Genomic DNA, 18,535 nt, shown 5'->3' on the forward strand with positions numbered 1-18,535 from the left:
CCCCCATATTTAATCTTTAATTACATCAAGAATGAGAGCGACCAACATTTCATCAACGAGGCTGATTTATTTAACAAAAATAAATCTGCCTCCCATTTCACTTCACCCCTACCGTTTCTTAGCTGTCATAGCGAGGACGGACAAACTGAATTAGAGACGTTCTCCCTTGAATATGTATTATACGAACCTCCATAATCACGCCATTTGAATCCTCAAGCTCAAATGGCTCGTTTATCTTTAAGAAAGCAGGCTGTTTCTTACCACCGTCTATCGCAACATTATCTGCGTAAAGGTGTGCTGTACTATCGGTATTAAAAATAGGATTAAGCCGCCCCTCAAGCCCAGGAATGTATCCAGTGCTGTGACAAATAACCGACCCTGTATTTCCGGTTTCCGTTAACGTTATCTGGATGCCGTCAGCTGGATCCCATGAAGAGATCAAGGCGGCTGGGTAATCAGAATGTGCCACAAGTAGTTGATAGTGACGCCGAGTGGGGAATGTTAGTGTGACTTTTCCGTTCGCATCTGTCTGTCCGCTCTTCGTGGTCCCGTTATCCGCAATGGCTACGATAGTGGCTGACGCCACGGCGGCGCCAGTGGAAGAAATTACCGATATGCTCGGAGTTTGAGGCTCGAAACGGGGTATTGTTTTGGTCGAAAACAGTGCTTTACGAATTGATTCCGAAGGCACCGTTCTACCGTTATTTATAAGTTTCTTGTGAATTACTTCAACGAATTTTTCTGGCGAGCGCTCGGCTAGTAAAATGTACCCCGTGGTTGGTAGCACACCGGGTATATCTGTATTATCGAAACGGGCGGGAAGTATGTATTCTTGACTTTCCTGAAAAGCTCGAGCTTGCATGGCTGTACGTTCATGGGTTGTCCAAAGCTTCTTTGCATAATGCTCTGACACGAACATGATCGTATACATAGCCTTATTCATGTAAATATCTGTTAGGTAATCGTAGAGATTTTTACCCCACAGGTTTGCCTCCTCAAACTTGTCGTAAAAAACTTTTACACCGGAGTCTCGAAGAAGGTTTGCTACTTGGTCGACATAACCACGATCCTCTCCAGCAAACGAGAGAGCGATATCAAATTCACGATTGCCCGACATACTCTAATCCTTTAAAAATCTCAATTTTCAGAAGGCGCCCTTTAACTGTGCCTCGAAGTTAATATCGCACGAAAAAAGTTTTTTGTAGGTCATCATCCGGCTAGAATCTGGAACCTGCCTACAGTCACCTAGCCTCTTTCACTCGAACTAAATGCCCCAAATGCGCACTTTTAGCCGGAGCATTCAATATCTTGCCAGCCATATTCTTGTGCCGAAGCGCTCAAACTGGCAGCGTAGAAAGCTCTATCCCAAGCGAAACAAAACCACTGAACTCACCTCACCAACCTCGGCAAAACCACCCCCTCCCCCAACCTCTCCACCCCCAACCGCACCTTCTCCCCACCCTGCTCAATCACCACCCCATCCCCCTCCACCGCCAACAACTTCACCCCAGGCCCCACCTTCTCCCCCTGCAAAAAACTACGCGGCGGCCCGTCATTCAGGCTCAGTATCGCCACCGCCCCCCGACTTCCCGCCATCACCCCGCTCACCTTGATGTCCACCGGCGCCGTTTCATTGGAAAACCACTGCAACGCCGGGCTATCACTGCGTGCCGCGAGCAATTGCGGGGCTGCCGGCGGGGTGTGGGATTCGGCGGAGGTCAGCAGCAGCGACGACCACGTCGCCACGCCGACCAGCGCGGCGAGCAGTGCGGCGGCCTGAACCATTTGCGGTAGGGAAAAGCGTGCGGTGAACATCATGGGCTGAATCTCCTTTTAGTCCCTGCCCACAGACTACGCGGCAATTCTCACGGTTTTATTTCACACGTCTTACATGTTGGCCGTGCAGGATGTTCCTCAACGCAAAGGAGCGCGCAATCGATGAACAGGCAACGGGGCTTTACCCTGATCGAGTTGATGGTGGTGCTGGTGATCATCGGTATCGCCAGTGCGGCGATCAGCCTGAGCATCAAGCCCGACCCGCTGCAATTGCTGCGCAAGGATGCCGAGCGTGTGGCGCAGTTGCTGCAAGTGGCACAGGCGGAGGCCCGCGCTGATGGCCGGCCGATTGTCTGGGTGAGTGATGCCAAGGGGTTTCGCTTCAGTCGGCGCAGTGACAGCGGCAAGGGTTTCGAGCATTTCAGCCAGGACCCGCAATTACGCCCACGGCCATGGCAGAGCCCGAAGATGGAGGTTCGCGTGGAGCCGAAACAGAAAGTCGTGCTCAATGCCGAATGGATCAACCCGCCGCTGCAATTGACCTTGTCTGATGGTTTCAATCGCCTGAGCGTGTTGCGCGATGGCGCCGGCCGGATCAGCGTGCAATGAAGGACCAACAAGGTTTCACCCTGATTGAGGTGATGGTCGCGATTCTGCTGATGGCGGTGGTGAGTTTGATTGCCTGGCGTGGGCTCGACAGCGTGACTCGGGCTGACAGCCATTTGCAGGCCAGCAGTGAGCAGAGTGACAGCCTGTTGCGGGCGTTGAATCAGTTGCAGCGGGATGTGGACATGCGCGCGGGGATTGAGTTGAGTGAGCCGAAGAAAGTTGGTGTGGACGATGAACCGCCGAGCGCCCCGCCCGCGCTGACTGTGCGCAGCAGTGACAGCAAGGGCTTTCGCCTGGACATCATTCGCACGGCGGCGGATCAGCCGGGGGCGTTGCAGCGGGTGCGGTGGTGGGTCAAGGGCGACACGCTGTATCGGGCGGTGGCGGCGGCGCGGAGTCGGTATCCGTTGCCGGCGCCAACTGACGGGGTTGCTGTGCTGAAGGATGTTAGCGATGCACAGGTTCGGGTTTGGGAAACGGATAAGGGCTGGCGTCAGTTGAGTGGTAATCGGCGGGAGGACCCGCAAGGGCTGGAGATTCGGTTGACTCGGCAGACGCCGCAGGGGGTGGAGAAATATCGGCAGGTGATTGGGCCGTTGGAATGAGTCCCGCCTGATATCCCCGACCCCTTCCCCCCTGTAGGAGCTGCCGAAGGCTCGGGCCGCGTTCGGACGATCTTTTGATTTTGCTTCTGAAAAACAAAATCAAAAGATCGCAGCCTTCGGCAGCTCCTACATTGGGATTGAGTGCCCCCGCACGCGGCGCATGCCGCCCCACTCAAAACAATGAGCGTTAGCTCGAGTACCGCTTTTGATCTAAACGCCCGTCGGAAGGCTGAGTGGAGGGATTGATCCGGGGGTGGGAGCGAAGCGACCGTTCGACGAAGTCGAACACATCGAGAGGAGGTGCAGCGCAGCAAACCGGAGGCGATGCGCCCGGATCGATCCCGGAGCGAAGGAACCCGAGCCACGGCGAGGGCCGAACGTCAGGGCAAAGACTTTTTGGTTACTTTTGAGGCGTTTGTCAAAAGTGACCCGCCGTCAGGGCGGAACCCTAAGCAGCCATTACCGCAGCAACGGATATGTACACCATCCACCCCACTAGCTAAGGACGATGACGCCGCCCGGCAACTCGGTGCACTTAACCCCATAAGCATCCCGAATCAACAACGCGACGCCCGCGAGTTGGTCGAGGCTAAACCGCGCCTGCACCCGCCGCTGCCCAAGCTCCCGGTTCAGCAGCAACAGCATCCCCGGTCGATAGCGATTAATCTCGTCGATCATCTGGCTGAGGGTCGCCCCATTAAACACCAACACCTGCTGCCGCCAATTCATCACCGCCGCCGTGTCGACACTCTGCACACTGCCAACCTGCCGCGCGTCATAAGTCACTTGCTGCCCCGGCTCCAGACGCAAACGGCGCCCTTCAACATCCACTTCCACCGCACCATCAAGGCAAGTCACACAGACCTGCTGATCGGTATTACGCAAATTGAACCGCGCCTGACTCGCCCGCAACCACCCGCCCCCAGCCTGCATCGCCAGCGGCAACCGCGCGGTCTGCACCTCAACCTCACCACTGACCAATTCAAAGCCCTGCACACCGTCATCCACCGCGCGCTGGTTGATCCGGGTCTGCGTGTTCAACTCCAGGCTCACACCCTCCACCGGTTCAAAACGCCGCTGCTGCCCGACCTCGGTGATGAAATCGGCACCCAACCCGCCGAAGCCTCCGGGGATCGTCCCGCGCACCAAAAAGAACGCCGCCGACGCGGCGATGGCGCCACCCAGAAACGCCCGCCGCCCAAACCCACGCGGCGCCTGCAAACCTTCTGCCGCCGGTTGCAGCAATTGCCACAGGGCTTTGGTCTCTTCGAATGCGCTCGCGTGTTCAGGACTCTGCGCGCACCACTGGCGTAACGCCCGGGCGTCGGCGACGGTGGCGCGGCCCGAGGTCAGCAGGATCAGCCAGTCGCGGGCTTCGCTTTGCAAGCGCTCGGCGGCCGAAGGCTCGGCAGGTGTCAGTCGAAAGATGTTCAAGACGCGCAGATTCTCAACGGATTAATCGGGCACTACTCTGAAGACGGTTTTCCGGCCCCGCGACCGAACCGCTGAAACACTTTTCTTTCAAGTTTGGCGGCGCAATGGCCCAAGGCAGCTTTGATTTCCTTCTCGACCATGCGCGTGGAAATGCCGAATCGCTGGGAAATCTCCAGGTGCGGCGCCTCTTCCAGACGCGCCGCGATAAAAATCCGCCGACGCCGCGCCGGCAGTTCGTATAGCGCCTTGAGCAACGACTGGATTTCCTTTTGCCCGCCCACCACCCGCGCCGGGTCGAGCGCCTCGTCACCGATTTGCAGCAGCTCTTCGACCTCGCTGCCGGTGAGCAGGCGCGCATCGGCCTGACGCCGGTCGGCGGCGATGTTCAGGGCCATGCGATAGAGGTAGGCGTTGGGCCGGGCGATATTGGCCGGCGTCTCCATGCGATCAACGCGCAGGTAGGTTTCGTGCAGCACGTCGTTGGCCAGATCCTCCGAGCCCAGACGCCGACGCAGGCGCACCCGAAAGTCCTCGTAGGACGTCAGGAACAGTTGGACCAGCGAACCTTGTCCGGTGTCTTTCATCCCCCGGAAACTCCTTCCCATGTGGTGCATTCCATGCGTTTTCCTGACGACTCCGGTAACAACAGCAACGTGACCGGCTGACGCAAGGCGCTGGGCGTCGGCCGGTCGATCCTGAGATTGCGAAAGCTTTCCACCAGCGCGGTATCGCGCCGTACATCACCGGTCGAAGTGACCAACCGGTTGTATTGCACCAGGCCATCGCGCCCGACCCAGACCTGCAACACCGCGCGATAACTGCCCGGACGGGTCAGCGGCGAACGGCACAGGTTGCGCTCGATCGCCGCTTGCACCGCCGTGGCGTAATTGCGGCTGACAGCCACGCTTTCGGGCGACTGTTTTTGCGGCGGCGCTGGCACGTCTTCGACCTGCGCCACCTGCAAGGTGAACGCATCACCACGGGCATAGCGCGCCATCAAACCACTGCCACCGAGCAGGCGGCGCAGCGCGTCGGCGGCGGTGTATTCGCCATCCACCGCCAGGGAACGTCTGCCGCGACTCAACTGGCTGTCGACCAGCACCGCGACGCCGGTGGCGTGGCTGTATTGATCGAGCGCCCGGGCCAGATCCTGCGCAGGAATGTGCAGCGTCATGCGCATGTCTGCCGGCACTGGGTCCGCTGTCGCAGTGCCCGTCAGCCAGGCAAGCAGCACCCCCAGACCCAGCCGGCGCACAAGAGTCGTTGAACGCTGAAGACCGTCCCTGGAACTGCCTCGCTGCACGGCTGACGTATCCCTGAAAATCGTCATCCTGAGGGCTGTTTATGAATCTGGTGTGACGGGCACTGCAAAAAAACCATCACGGGATTTGCGCACGGCGTGCACTAGACTTCTTCCATAGCGCGGCCCCTTCGGGCCGGCCAGGAGGCCTGCATGAAATCACTGTGGAAAATCGCCCTTGGCGGGCTGATGCTGAGCGCATTCGTCAGCGCCCACGCCGAGCAACCGCTGGGCTGCGTGGAAGTGACGGTCGGCGGCTACAAGGCGCCGAATTACGATTGCCTGAGCCAGCAGATGGGTAACAACCCCGAAGGCGCGGCGGCGGCGGAAAAGAATCAGGAGGCGCTGAACGTGCCGGTGAACAAGCGACCGCCGAATACGCTCGGGCTGGCAACACCGGCCGCGACCAGTACGCGGATGGGCAACACCTTTGGCACATCGGTGAAACCGCAGCGCCCACCAGCCAACACTGCAACCTCACCAATAATCAATAAATGAATCAAACACCTGTGGCGAGGGGATTTATCCCCGATCGGCTGCGCAGCAGTCGCGAAGCCGTTACACGGGATGTGCCTGATGTACCGAGTCGCAACGTTTTGGGGCTGCTGCGCAGCCCATCGGGGATAAATCCCCTCACCACAAGGAATACCTCAATCACTGGAAATACCTCAGTCACAGAGTTATGCGTCAGTCAGTCGCTCGGGGTTTGGCGAAAGCTCACCGCCAGCCGATTCCAGCTGTTGATCGTGGTCACGGCCATCGTCAGGTCGACCATTTCCCCTTCGTTGAATTGCTCGCGTGCCTGCTGATAAACATCATCTGGCACATGGCTTTCGGCGAGCAGCGTTACCGCCTCGGCCCACCCCAGCGCCGCACGTTCGCGGGGGTTGAAGAAGTTGCTGTCGCGCCACACCGCAATCGCATACAAGCGCCGGTCACTCTCCCCGGCCCGTCGCGCGTCCACCGAATGCATGTCGGTGCAGAACGCGCAGCCGTTGAGTTGCGAGGCGCGGATCCTGATCAGTTGCAGCAGCGGCTGCTCGATGCTCAGGTTGCTGGTCAGCGCCTCCATGGCAATCATGGCTTTCATCGCCTTGGGCGAAGCGTTGTAGTAATCCAGGCGCAGGGACATGGCTGTTCTCGGTAGACGGAATAATGACTTCACCGTAAACGCCGACAGCGACGCATTACAGCCCCAATTGCACGGAAAACCGGCACACCACTGCATCCCGGCCAAACACAAATCCCGTGTAGGAGCTGCCGAAGGCTGCGATCTTTTGATCTTGCTTTTGTTTATAAAAAACCAAAGTCAAAAGATCGCAGCCTTCGGCAGCTCCTACAGGGATTGGGGCCAATTTGGGGATTTTCGGCTGCGCAACTACTGCCGATCAGGCAACAGCGGTAATCTGGCCGACACGTCAATTCGCCCCCCGGAGCCGCGTCGGTATGGAACTTCACGTTGTGATCAACGGCCGCAAGGATCTGGCCGGTCAGTTGTATCAGCAACTGCGTGGCGCCATCGAATCCGGGCGTCTGGCCGCTGGCACACAGTTGCCGCCCAGCCGCTTGCTGGCCGAGCAACTGGGGATTTCGCGCAAGACCATTGCCGACACCTACGCCCAACTGACCTACGAAAATTTCCTGACCGGCGTGATCGGCAAAGGCACCTACGTCAACGCACGCCCGGCACAAGTCCAGCGCAAACAAAGCCACACCGAGCTGGCCAGCGCCGAGGTGATCGAGCGCTGGAGAAACCTGCCGGTGTTCCTGCGCCACCCGACGCTGGAAGGCTCGTTGCGCTACGACTTCATTGGCGGTGCCACCAGCAAAGGCCAGTTTCCCCATGACGACTGGCGCCGCTGTGTCTCCCACGCCATGCGCCAGATGGGCGGTTCAAAAGGCTTCTACAGCGTGCCCGAAGGTTTGCCGGCGCTGCGCAATGCGATTGCCCGGCACATCGCGTTTTCCCGTGGGGTGAACTGCCAGGACGAAGACATTGTGGTGTGCAACGGCGCGCAACAAGCGCTCGACCTGATCACTCGCGTACTGATCAGCCCCGGCAGCCGGGTGGCGATGGAAGACCCGGGCTACCCGCCGGCCCGTCTGCTGTTTGGCACCCACGGCGCGGAAGTGGTCGGCGTGCCCGTGGATGCCGAAGGCATTGTGGTTGAGCAAATTCCCGAGGGCACGCGGCTGATTTACGTCACCCCGTCGCACCAGTTTCCCCTGAGCATGCCGATGAGTCCGGCGCGTCGCGAAGCCTTGCTGGCCCGCGCCCATGAACTGGGCGCAATCATCATCGAGGACGACTATGACAGCGAGTTTCGCTACGAGGGCCGGCCCACGGACTCACTGTTCAGTCTCGACCAGCGCGGCATCGTCGCCTACGTCGGGACCTTCTCTAAAACACTGCTGCCGGAGCTGCGGCTGGGTTATGCGATCCTGCCGCCGGCGATTCTTGAAGCGGTGATCCGCGCCAAGCAACTCACCGACCTGCACGCCTCTACCCTGCCGCAATGGGCGCTGGCGAAGTTCATCGCCGAGGGCTGCCTGCTCAAACATATCCGCCGTTGCCATGCGATTTACGCCCAGCGCCGCGAGCGGATTCTGGCGCGCATGGCCAGCGATCTGTCGCCGTGGCTTGAGGCCGTGCCACCCAGCGCCGGGTTCCACATGGCCGCGCTGTGCAAGAAGCCGATCGACCTGCCATTGGTGATTGAGCTGGCGAAAAAGGTCGAAGTCGGGCTGTACGCCATCGACGGTTTCTATTATCAGCAACCGGTGAAAAGCGGTCTGTACTTCGGCTTTGGCGCCATCGAGACGCTGGACATCGATATCGCACTGGATCGCCTGCGCGACATCCTTCAGCAAGTGGCTTGAGTGATTGGCCTAACGGATTAACCGCCGATTGGTTATTGGTGATACGGGGTGGCAGGCCTATCCTGCACAGGCGTTATCCCTCAATGAGCAGGATTCGTCCGGCCTGATTCAGGAGTGTGAGCAATGTCCAACGAAGTGATCAACACCGTCCAGGTGCAGGCCGCCACCGGCCGCTCGGATGAACTGGGCAGGCAACTGCAGAAGATCGTCGAAACCCTGCGCGAAACGCCGGGCTGTGACTCCTATATGGTCGACCGCTGCCCCGATGACAGCCACCGCTGGACGGTCAGCGCCCACTGGCAGTCAGAAGCGGCGATGCAGGCGCATTTCAACCGGCCCGAGGCGCAGGGCTTTATCGACTTGATCGACAGCCGTCTGGCCAATAGCGTGGATTTCAACAGTTTTCCTATCGTTTAGAAGCAAGAGCAAAAGATCGCAGCCTTCGGCAGCTCCTACACCGATTTCTGTAGGAGCTGCCGAAGGCTGCGATCTTTTGCTTTTGATCACCCCGCAGATCAGATTGGTCACCCGATCTTCCCGAATATTGGCCGTTTGAATGCGCCACCCCGCGCACTACTGTGATCACCTAAATCCCCACTTCACAGGTGATCCGCCATGAAAGCCCTGCACGTCCTCACCGCCGCCCTCGCCTTGACGATTTCCGCCTCGGCACTGGCCCATGAGTCGTCCGAGAAAGTCACGGTGCTGCAAGACCAGATGCTGAAAAACGCCCCCGGCAAAAAGGCCATGATGATCGAAGTCGACTACAAGCCCGGCCAATCGTCCATCGCCCACAAACACGAGGGCACCGCCATGGCTTACGTGCTGGACGGCGAAGTGATTTCCCAGGTCAAGGGTGAACAGCCGACCACTTACAAGAAGGGTCAATTCTGGTACGAACCGGCCGGCTCCGAACATCTGGTGTCGAAAAATACCAGTAAGAGCAAACCGGCGAAGTTGCTGGTGTTTATGGTGTTGGCCCCGGACGAGCAGGTGTTGATCCCCCTGAAAGACTGATGGCTGTCTGGCCAGCCATAAATAAAAAGGCTCAAATCACTGATTTGAGCCTTTTTATTGCTCGGCGCAATTAACCGATGCCGTTTAAAGCAAATGAAACTATCCACGCGCTAATAAACCGATAAATTGTCAGCTGCCTTACAGGTTCTCCGGTTTAGTCTGAATTAACGCCGAGCGCCCTTTTAAAACTCGGCAATTGCAACTTTCCGACTGAAGTTGTTTCACGGGAGATCCACCATGAAACTTGCGTTGGCCAGTACGTTGGTAATTTCCGTTTTAGCCCTCTCCGCCTGTTCCGTACCCAGCGCTCCCCGAGCGGTCTCATCCCTTGACACGCTACTGCCCCATCCGACCGGCCGCAGCAGTGCCACTCAGGTGAAAAGCGGTCCCGGCGTCGCGCTCGGTGTCGTTTACAGCCCAAGCACCCAAACCAATCGCGAATACCTGCGCGACTATCAGGCCAATGCCGGCACCGGTTTCGGCCAGAGTCTGCTGGTGCAACCGATCCATGACGCCTATGTCGCGACGTCAAAACCGGACATGGCGGTGGAATGGGTCAACGCTTCCCTGCAACGCCAGTTCGGCTCGGTGACGGTCTACCCGGATATGCAAAGCCTGCGTGCGGCCAGGCCGGATGTGGTGGCAATCATCGGCACCCACAGCCAATTGATTACCTCACGCAGCTCCGATATCAAGGCGGACGTGAGTGCCGATTTTTATGATGCACAACTCAACTACATCGGCACGGCTAAAGGTTCGGACGCGAAAGAACTGACACCGATATGGGCAGACTTCAAACGGTCTGAAGAGATTGTGGCTGACATCAATCAACAACAAGACGTTCAAGTAAGGGCATTGCAGAAGTTTGACCAGTCGCTCAGTAATTTATTGACCAGGCCGACAGATAAAGTGTCGAGGCTGGATAGTAAACAAGGTCAGAAGTTGTATTGAATGTAAGGGCCCTTTCGCGAGCAGGCTCGCTCCCACAGGGGACTTGTGTCGATCACAAAACCAATGTGGGAGCGAGCCTGCTCGCGAAGGGGCCAGACCAGACACCACAAAACCTTAAGACATAAAAAAGCCCCGGCATCTCACGATACCGGGGCTTTCTCATTCAGCCACTACTTACGCCAATTCAGGCTCGGCATTCGCAGCAACCGCAGGCACCACCGCTTGTCCACTCAATGCCAGATCCAGCAGTTCACGGTTGGCGACCGCATACATGGCGTAGTCCGTACCGCTCGCAGCACGGATTTCCACCAGCATGGCGCGCCAGCGCGAGATCATGCCTTCGTGCTGTTCCATCCACAGCGCCAGACGTGCTTCCACGTCCTGAGTGCCGTCGCCCTGTTGCAGGACGGAGATGGTGATCGCACGTTGCTGCCAGTCGACGTCATCACGGAACGCTTCACGGGCCAGGGCCTGCCAGTTGTTTTCAACCGGCAGAGCACTGATCTGTTGCAGGTACCAGGTGATATCCAGCGCACTGCCCACGGCGAAGTAGGCCTTGGCCACTTCGGCAGGGTTCTGGCCGGTCACGTCGGAGGCTTCGATGATCGGCAGCAGGGTGTACAGGTGCGAGGTACCCGCGACCATACGCGCCAGCAACTCCGGCACACCGGCTTCGACGTACGCCTGATAACGCGCCTGCCAGTTTTCACGGATTTCGCCGCTCAGCAGTTCGTCGAGCTTCAGACCCAGCTCTTTCAGGTGCGGACCGAAGTGCGCGGTGTCACGGGCAGCGTTCTGCTCGTTACGACGGGCACGCAGGAACCAGCGCGTAGCACGGCGACCCAGACGCATCAGCTCGTCCATCAGCTCCAGTTGCACGTCAGCGCTGACTTGGTAGTCCAGCGCTTCGATCTGACGGAACCAGTGCGGGAGGTGGAAGATGTCACGCACGATCACGTAGGCGCCAGCCACGTTCGCCGGGCTCATGCCGGTCGACTCTTTGAGTCGTTGAACGAAGGTGATGCCCATGTGGTTGACCAGATCGTTGGCGATCTGGGTGCTGACGATCTCGCGCTTCAGGCGGTGACGACGCATGGCTTCGGAGAACTTGCTGACCAGGGTCGGCGGGAACGCCGTTTCCATGTCGCGGGTCAGGTAATCGTCGTCCGGCACCAAGGAACCCAGCAGCTGTTCCTTGAGGTCGATCTTGCTGTACGAAATCAACACCGACAGCTCAGGACGGGTCAGGCCATGGCCTGCCGCAACGCGCTCGTTGATCTGCTCTTCGGTCGGCAGGAACTCGATGGCACGGTCCAGCTTGCCACGGCCTTCCAGATCGCCCATCAGACGCTTGTACTCGGCGATGCGCTCGTAGGCACGACGCGCCGCCAGGGACAGGGCCTGAGTCTGCTTGTAGTTGTTGCCCAGCACCAGACCACCGACTTCGTCGGTCATGCTCGCCAGCAACTGGTTGCGTTGCTTGTCGGTCATGTCGCCGGCCTGAACCACTTCGTTCAGCAGGATCTTGATGTTTACTTCGTGGTCGGAGCAGTCCACGCCACCGGCGTTGTCGATGAAGTCGGTGTTGGAACCGCCGCCATTGAGACCGAATTCCACACGACCCAGTTGGGTCATGCCGAGGTTACCGCCCTCGCCCACAACCTTGCAGCGCAGTTCGTTGCCGTTCACGCGCAGTGCATCGTTGGCCTTGTCGCCGACATCGGCGTGGCTTTCGGTGCTGGCTTTGACGTAAGTACCGATACCGCCGTTCCACAGCAGATCCACCGGTGCCTTGAGCAAGGCGTTCAGCAGTTCGGTCGGGGTCAGCTTGTCCGCCTTGATGTCGAAGCGTTCTTTCATCTGCGGCGAGATGGCGATGCTCTTCGCGCTGCGCGAGAAGATGCCGCCGCCTTCGGACATGATGCTGGTGTCGTAGTCGGTCCAGGCCGAACGCGGCAGATCGAACATGCGCTGACGCTCGACGAAGCTGGTCGCCGGGTTCGGGTTTGGATCGATGAAGATGTGCAGGTGGTTGAACGCGGCAACCAGTTGCAGCTTGTCGGACATCAGCAAGCCGTTACCGAACACGTCACCGGCCATGTCGCCGACACCGACCACAGTGATGCTGTCTTCCTGAACATTGATGCCGCGCTCGCGGAAGTGGCGCTGTACGCCAACCCACGCGCCTTTGGCGGTGATGCCCATTTTCTTGTGGTCGTAACCGGCCGAACCACCGGACGCAAATGCGTCACCCAGCCAGAAGCCGTAGTCGATGGCGATGCCGTTGGCGATGTCGGAGAAGGTTGCAGTGCCCTTGTCCGCTGCCACCACCAGGTACGGGTCATCGTCGTCATGACGCACGACGTTGGCCGGCGGTACCAGTGCGCCGTCTTTCAGGTTGTCGGTGATGTCCAACAGGCCCGAAATGAAGATGCGGTAGCAGGCGATGCCCTCGGCCGCGATCTCGTCACGGCTGCCGCCCAGTGGCAAGCGACGCGGCAGGAAGCCGCCCTTCGCACCCACTGGCACGATGACCGAGTTCTTCACTTGTTGAGCTTTAACCAGACCGAGGACTTCGGTACGGAAGTCTTCTTCACGATCGGACCAGCGCAGACCACCACGCGCCACGTTACCGAAGCGCAGGTGCACGCCTTCAACGCGTGGCGAGTAAACGAAGATTTCGAACTTCGGTACTGGCTTCGGCAGCTCAGGAATGGCGTGCGGGTTGAACTTGAAGCTGAAGTACGACTTGTTCTGGCCGTTGGCATCAGTCTGATAGAAGTTGGTGCGCAGGGTGGCTTTGATCAGGTCGAGGTAACGACGCAGGATGCGGTCTTCGTTGAGCACCTGAACGTCGTCCAGTGCGGTCAGAATCGCTTGCTCCAGACGCTGTTGCTTGTCTTCCAGATCATCGCTGCCGAGCTTGCGCGCCAGGTAGAAACGGGTCTTGAACAACCGGGTCAACTCGCGAGCGATGTCGGTGTGGTTGTTCAGGGTGCTGGCGATGTAACCCAGATCGAAGCCCAGACGGATCTGCTTCAGGTAACGGGCGTAAGCGCGCAGCAGCGCCACGTCGCGCCATGGCAGGCCGGCAGTCAGTACCAGACGGTTGAACGCATCGTTCTCGGCATCGCCGCTGACGATGTGGATGAACGCGTCCTGCAGGGTGTCGTTGAGTTGCTGGATGTCGAGGTCCAGGCCTTCAGCGGCAGTGAACGCGAAGTCATGAATCCAGAACTCGCGGCCATTGGTGTGGCGCAGGCGGTACGGGAACTCGCCCAGTACGCGCAGGCCAAGGTTTTCCAGAATCGGCAAAACGTCGGACAGCGCCAGCGGGGTGTCAGCGTGATACAGCTTGCAATGCAACTCGCGCTGGCCGGACACCTGGCCCAACGGCTGATAGAAGCTCATCACCAGCGGATTTTTTTCGTTCAGGCTCAGCAGGTGCTGCATGTCGACCACGGCCGAATGCGCAGCGAAACGCTCGCGGTAGCCGGCCGGGAAGCCTTTCGGGAAGTCCGCCAGCACGTTGGTGCCGTGGGCTTCGCCGAAGCTTTCGACGGTCAGTGCGGCGTAGTCGTCCTGCCAGCTGCGGCACGCTTGTACGACTTCTTTTTCCAGCAGCAGCGGGTCCATGTCGATACGGTTTTTCGGGTCGACACGCAGGATCAACTGCACACGGGCCAGCACGGACTCGGAGAAGAACGTCCAGAACTCGCAGTCGGTGGCCTTCAGGCGCTCCATCAGAACCTGCTGGATCTTCTGGCGCACTTCGGTGGAATAGATGTCGCGCGGCACGTAGGCCAGGCAGTAGCAGAAGCGACCATACGGGTCTTTGCGCAGGAACACGCGGATCTTGTTGCGTTCCTGGATCTGCACGATCGACATCACGGTGGTGAACAGTTCGTCGACCGGAGTCTGGAACAGGTCATCACGCGGCAGTACTTCGAGAACCTGCGCCAGTTCCTTGCCCAGGTGAGCCTTGGACTGGAAGCCGGAGCGGCGCTCGATCTCTTCGACCTTGCGGCGGATGAACGGGATAACCCGCACGCTCTCGCCATACACCGAGGAGGTGTACAGGCCCATGAAGCGGTGTTCCTTGATGACTTTGCCGTCAGCGTCGATTTCGCGGATCGACACGTAGTCCGGGTAGGCCGGACGGTGCACGCGGCTCGGGTGCGCAGCCTTGGCGAACGACAGCAGGGTCGGCTCGCGCAGGTAGTTCACCGCGTAGTCTTCGATGTGACGGTCTTCGTTGGTCAGACCGGTGCGCAGCAGTTTGGTCAGGCCGAGGAAGGAGTTCTGGTCGTACTCGATGTGGCCACCATCGGCCTGATCGGTGACCACGAACTCTTCGTAGCCGAGGAAGGTGAAGTGGTTGCCCACCAGCCATTCCAGGAAGCTTTTGATTTCGGTCTTTTCGTCGGCATCGACGGCGAAAGCGCTGTTGTCGAGCTTGGCGAGGATTTCCTGCACCTTGGCTTTCATCGGCTCGAAATCGGCGACCGCGACGCGGACCTCACCGAGAACCTGTTCCAGCTCTTTGCTCAGCACATTCAATTCGGCCGCGTTGGCGCAGCGGTCGATTTCCAGATACATCAGCGACTCATGCAGGACGCCTTCGCCGGTGCTGCCTTTTGGCAGGACTTCCAGCAACTCGCCCTTGCTGCCACGACGCACGCTGAGCACGGTGGTTTGCAGGGTGTGGATGCTGTAGCCGCGGCGGTTCAGTTCGGTGCGGACCGAGTCGACCAGGAACGGCAGGTCGTGGTGCAGCACTTCGACCGCGGTGTGGGTCGACTGCCAGCCATGACGCTCGTAATCGGGGTTGTAGACGCGCACTTGGGGTTGCGCGTGATCGAAGCGCTCAAGCAGGCGCCACGCAGAAAGAGTACAGCCAGCGAGGTCGGAGAGGCGACGTTGAGTCAGCTCGTCCAGGGAAATGATGCCGAAGAATTGTTCAGCGAACAGCGCCACTTGTGGCAGTGCCTGTTCACTGATGTGCTGCGCCAGTGCCGCTTGCAGTTGGTGCTGGAAGTCGGCTTTGCTGGCTGCGGTGAAGAACGCCATCTGTGGTACTCCGCTTAAGCTTGTTATTGATGGAAAGCGTCGCGTGCAACACCCCTTCCGGGGCTTGAGTCACCCTGCTCCTGATTCTCGGGCAGAGGAAACAGGGGGACAGGTGGGTGAAGCTGGACGAGACACTCAGGTCACATTCACCTTCCATTGAATGGGCATCTGCAAAAACGACTGTCAGGACCGCCGACAATGCCTTTACGGGTGCTCATCCGATGCGCAGCTTAATGGGTGCGACAATGTGTCTGCTTGCGGTGCTGCGACATATTCGGTCATTGGCACGTAAACCGAGGCTTTGGCACCGGTAAACACTAGCAGTCAGGGCGAAAAACGCTGGTCTGAATGCCCGTATTTACGGGACATTCGTGCCAGGTGCAGACCTTTTGCCGCTACATATCCAGAAACGAAAACGCCCAAGGCCGTTCTATCGACCTTGAGCGTGACATCGGGTTCAGCGCCAGCGGTTGACGCGGGTCAGTCCGGCAACTCTTCGTAAGCCTTGAATTTGCTCACGGTAGCGCAGTCGTAACACATCATCTGCAAGATCATCTTGTCCATGCTGGCGTCGATATTGCTCGAGTCGCATTCGCGGCAGAACAGTTGCAGATGGCCGACCAGATCAGCATCGAAAGCTGTGCCAGAAAAGAACTGTGGCACCAGCTCATCACGCCAATACATCCCCGGGGATTTGGAAAACCCCGCTCCGCTGTCTTTGAGCACGACGTCATACAACAATCGATGCAGGGCTGATTGCGGCACTCGCGAGTCGCGGTGAGCGTTTTTGCGCCAGTTTCGCGCCAGGGCATCCTGTGCCGTCCCGAGCATGTTACGCGGGATGGTATTGGACGCGTGGTTGCGCCCCTTGGAGTTACCGGTTGCGTAGAAATGCGCGGCATTTTTTACCGCCAGGCGCGCGAAGTAATAGAGCTGGCTCACCGAAAAGTCTTGCAACAGCTGCCCCACGACCGTTTCGGCACGGGCTTCGGCGGTGAATGCAAAACTCACTTCATTGGCCAACACATGGATGTATTGAATCGACTCCTCCCGGGCCAGATTGAAGATCAACGAATAGAGCTCGGTTTTCCACGCTGGCTGAACGTTCCCGGACAATTCCTGATACAGCGCCAGGTACAAACTGTCGCGCGTACTGCGTACATCCCCCTCCACCGCTACGTTAGGTCGCCAGCGCACGGCTGAATAATCGCTGATAGAGCAGCCATCCGTTCGATCAAAGGCTTTGATATCGGAATCCGTCGCAACAGCCAATACGCCGGTCTCGTGAAGATCTTTCAGCAGTTCCTCACTGGCTTCGTCGGTCGGCGCAAGGGATTCGCCTCTGGATGGCGCGCTCAGCGGCGCAATCCATTGAACATTGGCGCCATTGCCGTCGTCGAGCAAGGCCAGCAATGCCAGCTTTTGTACAAAACCCAGTTTTGTGTAAGGCACTGTGGGGCTTGACGCTCCGTAGCGAACCTCAAGCTCGAGACGATCGCGCTCTGCCTGAGCCGCCAATTGCTGCTGGCGAACCTTGAAGCATTCCTTGCACGTACAAGGTGTGCGTCGAACATTCACGCCTGTCGCAAAATAACGATGCTCGCAACGTACGCACTTGAACGGGTTGCGCAGCGTTACAGGGGTGCCCCTGGCATGCCGACGAACCCACATCGGCAGATCGCAATAGGGGCACGTGAGGTCTTGTCTGACGATTGGCGGCAGCACTTTCAACAAGCTGCGCACAGTCGAGGGGATTCGGAATTCGGCCATGAGTGCGGCACTTTTTTCCCCCTCCAGATAACGCTGATAAACCTGCTCGATCTGTTCTTCGGTCAAGTGTCTGACTTCTTCGGCGAGCTCAAAATATTGGTGCATGAAAAGAGGTCCTTTTCTTTCAGTTTTCGTTAAGCACTCCTTTGCGTTCGAACGGCGAAACTAATCGCTAAAGTGCCGCGAAAACAAGCGAAAACCCATAAAAACACCGAAAAACCCCGCCAAAACAAATGCCTTACAATGCCGTCGGATATTTCTCTACCGGTGAGCGGAAGTGGATGAAGGAACACCCCTACATTTTTCATCCACTGAGCGTCAAACGAGCTCTTCAATCAGCTTTTCAATTGGGTGGTGCAGGTTTTTTCCAAAAGGAATTGAACATGGCAGCAGCGTAAATGCGCCGTGACTGGCAAAATCGCGTTTTGCCTTGCACTCATTACGCCGCCCATCAGGAATACCCCCCATGCAAATGACCACCGCCCTACTCATCGTCAACCCGTGCGATGACGAAGAAGACAACATGGCCATGCTCTGCTGCCACAGCGACAAGGGCGACATGTTCCTGATGAGCCGCTACCCGGACGAGGATGAGCTGGAGATCACACTGGATGGCGAGCCTTCGACGCTGGATGGCGTCAAGGTGACCCTGACTCCGACTCTGCTGAAGATCGAGATTGCCGCGGGGGATGCCGATGCTTTGAATGGGGATGATGTGCTGGAGATCACCCACAGCACCGGCGCGGATGATCTAGCCGAAGTTGAAGAAACCCTGAGGAACATCCTCGATGGTACTGGCACCTATATCAGTGAGCTCAACTGATCAGGCCATCTCCCTCACTCGGAAAATGGATGGCGATGGCGCTCAAATAAATTGCGTCGCGCCATTGTCAGTCCTGTAACGAACGTCTCGCATCAACCTTCGCTGAAAGCCTTAAACACTCAGAGACTATCAATCTCACCAAGTGCGCGAGCGCACTACCTTTCACGTTTACTCCCGCAAAGTTCCATCCTACTTCCCAACCAGAACTGCCCTACGCAACCATCGGAAGTCTTACGCCGTCATCTGATTGTTTGGCCGTGCGTTCATTGCTATTAATAAACCCACTTGCGGACAACCTCG

At 58.3% G+C, this 18,535-nt stretch carries 17 protein-coding genes; 8 read left to right on the forward strand and 9 right to left on the reverse strand.

Annotation, left to right across the window (positions count from 1 at the left end):
- Positions 1 to 118: 118 nt before the first annotated feature.
- The gene (locus ACA069_RS16165) at positions 119 to 1,117 is read right to left on the reverse strand and encodes a TIR domain-containing protein (RefSeq protein WP_497614297.1); all 999 of its coding nucleotides are present in this window, start codon (positions 1,115 to 1,117) and stop codon (positions 119 to 121) included.
- A 272-nt stretch (positions 1,118 to 1,389) separates the two neighbouring features.
- A complete protein-coding gene (locus ACA069_RS16170; protein WP_497614298.1) occupies positions 1,390 to 1,818 on the reverse strand; it encodes a type II secretion system protein N in 429 nt (142 codons plus the stop codon).
- Positions 1,819 to 1,938: 120 nt separating this feature from the next.
- Between ACA069_RS16170 and gspH the strand changes: the two genes are divergently transcribed.
- Entirely contained in the window at positions 1,939 to 2,385 is a 447-nt protein-coding gene (gspH, locus tag ACA069_RS16175; RefSeq protein WP_187678592.1) for a type II secretion system minor pseudopilin GspH, read from the forward strand.
- Complete coding sequence (locus tag ACA069_RS16180) at positions 2,382 to 2,990, forward strand: type II secretion system protein GspJ (protein WP_497614300.1); 609 nt, start codon at positions 2,382 to 2,384, stop codon at positions 2,988 to 2,990. Before gspH ends, ACA069_RS16180 begins: the two co-directional genes overlap by 4 nt.
- A 495-nt stretch (positions 2,991 to 3,485) precedes the next feature.
- Here ACA069_RS16180 and ACA069_RS16185 read toward each other — a convergent pair whose 3' ends face one another.
- From ACA069_RS16185 to ACA069_RS16195, 3 genes are read right to left on the reverse strand one after another with little or no spacing between them, the layout of a single operon-like run.
- Positions 3,486 to 4,424 (reverse strand): FecR family protein, encoded by a 939-nt coding sequence (locus ACA069_RS16185; RefSeq protein ID WP_497614302.1) that lies wholly within the window; start codon positions 4,422 to 4,424, stop codon positions 3,486 to 3,488.
- Positions 4,425 to 4,456: 32 nt separating this feature from the next.
- Positions 4,457 to 5,008: a sigma-70 family RNA polymerase sigma factor gene (locus ACA069_RS16190; protein WP_497614304.1), complete on the reverse strand. Its 552-nt coding sequence runs from the start codon at positions 5,006 to 5,008 to the stop codon at positions 4,457 to 4,459.
- A complete protein-coding gene (locus tag ACA069_RS16195; RefSeq protein WP_497618258.1) occupies positions 5,005 to 5,670 on the reverse strand; it encodes an STN domain-containing protein in 666 nt (221 codons plus the stop codon). Before ACA069_RS16195 ends, ACA069_RS16190 begins: the two co-directional genes overlap by 4 nt.
- A gap of 207 nt (positions 5,671 to 5,877) precedes the next feature.
- Between ACA069_RS16195 and ACA069_RS16200 the strand changes: the two genes are divergently transcribed.
- Positions 5,878 to 6,222: a hypothetical protein gene (locus ACA069_RS16200; protein WP_497614306.1), complete on the forward strand. Its 345-nt coding sequence runs from the start codon at positions 5,878 to 5,880 to the stop codon at positions 6,220 to 6,222.
- 193 nt (positions 6,223 to 6,415) lie between these two features.
- Here ACA069_RS16200 and ACA069_RS16205 read toward each other — a convergent pair whose 3' ends face one another.
- Positions 6,416 to 6,856, reverse strand: a complete 441-nt coding sequence (locus ACA069_RS16205; protein WP_497614308.1) for a carboxymuconolactone decarboxylase family protein — start codon at positions 6,854 to 6,856, stop codon at positions 6,416 to 6,418.
- Positions 6,857 to 7,170: 314 nt separating this feature from the next.
- On the opposite strand from ACA069_RS16205, the gene pdxR reads away from it, so the two are divergent.
- The 4 genes from pdxR (at position 7,171) to ACA069_RS16225 (ending at position 10,572) form a co-directional block, all read left to right on the forward strand.
- On the forward strand, positions 7,171 to 8,604 hold the full coding sequence (pdxR, locus tag ACA069_RS16210; RefSeq protein ID WP_497614309.1) for a MocR-like pyridoxine biosynthesis transcription factor PdxR: 1,434 nt from the start codon (positions 7,171 to 7,173) through the stop codon (positions 8,602 to 8,604).
- A gap of 123 nt (positions 8,605 to 8,727) precedes the next feature.
- Positions 8,728 to 9,021 (forward strand): putative quinol monooxygenase, encoded by a 294-nt coding sequence (locus tag ACA069_RS16215; protein ID WP_497614311.1) that lies wholly within the window; start codon positions 8,728 to 8,730, stop codon positions 9,019 to 9,021.
- Positions 9,022 to 9,219: 198 nt separating this feature from the next.
- Entirely contained in the window at positions 9,220 to 9,621 is a 402-nt protein-coding gene (locus ACA069_RS16220; protein ID WP_497614313.1) for a cupin domain-containing protein, read from the forward strand.
- A 237-nt stretch (positions 9,622 to 9,858) separates the two neighbouring features.
- Positions 9,859 to 10,572 carry an ATPase gene (locus tag ACA069_RS16225; protein ID WP_497614314.1) on the forward strand — a complete coding sequence of 238 codons (714 nt, stop codon included), beginning with the start codon at positions 9,859 to 9,861 and terminating at the stop codon, positions 10,570 to 10,572.
- Positions 10,573 to 10,746: 174 nt separating this feature from the next.
- Here the strand turns inward: ACA069_RS16225 and ACA069_RS16230 are convergent, their stop codons facing one another.
- The 3 genes from ACA069_RS16230 to ACA069_RS16240 all read right to left on the reverse strand — a co-directional run bounded on the left by ACA069_RS16230 (position 10,747) and on the right by ACA069_RS16240 (position 17,880).
- Positions 10,747 to 15,642: an NAD-glutamate dehydrogenase gene (locus ACA069_RS16230; RefSeq protein ID WP_497614316.1), complete on the reverse strand. Its 4,896-nt coding sequence runs from the start codon at positions 15,640 to 15,642 to the stop codon at positions 10,747 to 10,749.
- 480 nt (positions 15,643 to 16,122) lie between these two features.
- Positions 16,123 to 17,517 carry a hypothetical protein gene (locus ACA069_RS16235; RefSeq protein ID WP_497614318.1) on the reverse strand — a complete coding sequence of 465 codons (1,395 nt, stop codon included), beginning with the start codon at positions 17,515 to 17,517 and terminating at the stop codon, positions 16,123 to 16,125.
- Between the two features lie 213 nt (positions 17,518 to 17,730).
- Positions 17,731 to 17,880, reverse strand: coding sequence for a hypothetical protein (locus ACA069_RS16240; protein ID WP_497614320.1), 150 nt, complete (start codon positions 17,878 to 17,880; stop codon positions 17,731 to 17,733).
- Between ACA069_RS16240 and ACA069_RS16245 the strand changes: the two genes are divergently transcribed.
- On the forward strand, positions 17,879 to 18,235 hold the full coding sequence (locus ACA069_RS16245; RefSeq protein ID WP_401267098.1) for a hypothetical protein: 357 nt from the start codon (positions 17,879 to 17,881) through the stop codon (positions 18,233 to 18,235). The genes ACA069_RS16240 and ACA069_RS16245 overlap by 2 nt on opposite strands.
- Positions 18,236 to 18,535: the final 300 nt, after the last annotated feature.

This window comes from Pseudomonas sp. LBUM1652 (assembly GCF_059716105.1).

Excerpts from the sequence above, each read along its gene's own strand:
- ACA069_RS16165 (WP_497614297.1), bottom strand. The coding sequence starts at position 1,117 with ATGTCGGGCAATCGTGAATTTGATATCGCTCTCTCGTTTGCTGGAGAG.
- ACA069_RS16170 (WP_497614298.1), bottom strand. The coding sequence starts at position 1,818 with ATGATGTTCACCGCACGCTTTTCCCTACCGCAAATGGTTCAGGCCGCC.
- gspH (WP_187678592.1), top strand. The coding sequence starts at position 1,939 with ATGAACAGGCAACGGGGCTTTACCCTGATCGAGTTGATGGTGGTGCTG.
- ACA069_RS16180 (WP_497614300.1), top strand. The coding sequence starts at position 2,382 with ATGAAGGACCAACAAGGTTTCACCCTGATTGAGGTGATGGTCGCGATT.
- ACA069_RS16190 (WP_497614304.1), bottom strand. The coding sequence starts at position 5,008 with ATGAAAGACACCGGACAAGGTTCGCTGGTCCAACTGTTCCTGACGTCC.
- ACA069_RS16200 (WP_497614306.1), top strand. The coding sequence starts at position 5,878 with ATGAAATCACTGTGGAAAATCGCCCTTGGCGGGCTGATGCTGAGCGCA.
- ACA069_RS16205 (WP_497614308.1), bottom strand. The coding sequence starts at position 6,856 with ATGTCCCTGCGCCTGGATTACTACAACGCTTCGCCCAAGGCGATGAAA.
- pdxR (WP_497614309.1), top strand. The coding sequence starts at position 7,171 with ATGGAACTTCACGTTGTGATCAACGGCCGCAAGGATCTGGCCGGTCAG.
- ACA069_RS16215 (WP_497614311.1), top strand. The coding sequence starts at position 8,728 with ATGTCCAACGAAGTGATCAACACCGTCCAGGTGCAGGCCGCCACCGGC.
- ACA069_RS16220 (WP_497614313.1), top strand. The coding sequence starts at position 9,220 with ATGAAAGCCCTGCACGTCCTCACCGCCGCCCTCGCCTTGACGATTTCC.
- ACA069_RS16225 (WP_497614314.1), top strand. The coding sequence starts at position 9,859 with ATGAAACTTGCGTTGGCCAGTACGTTGGTAATTTCCGTTTTAGCCCTC.
- ACA069_RS16230 (WP_497614316.1), bottom strand. The coding sequence starts at position 15,642 with ATGGCGTTCTTCACCGCAGCCAGCAAAGCCGACTTCCAGCACCAACTG.
- ACA069_RS16235 (WP_497614318.1), bottom strand. The coding sequence starts at position 17,517 with ATGCACCAATATTTTGAGCTCGCCGAAGAAGTCAGACACTTGACCGAA.
- ACA069_RS16245 (WP_401267098.1), top strand. The coding sequence starts at position 17,879 with ATGCAAATGACCACCGCCCTACTCATCGTCAACCCGTGCGATGACGAA.
- ACA069_RS16240 (WP_497614320.1), bottom strand. The coding sequence starts at position 17,880 with ATGGGGGGTATTCCTGATGGGCGGCGTAATGAGTGCAAGGCAAAACGC.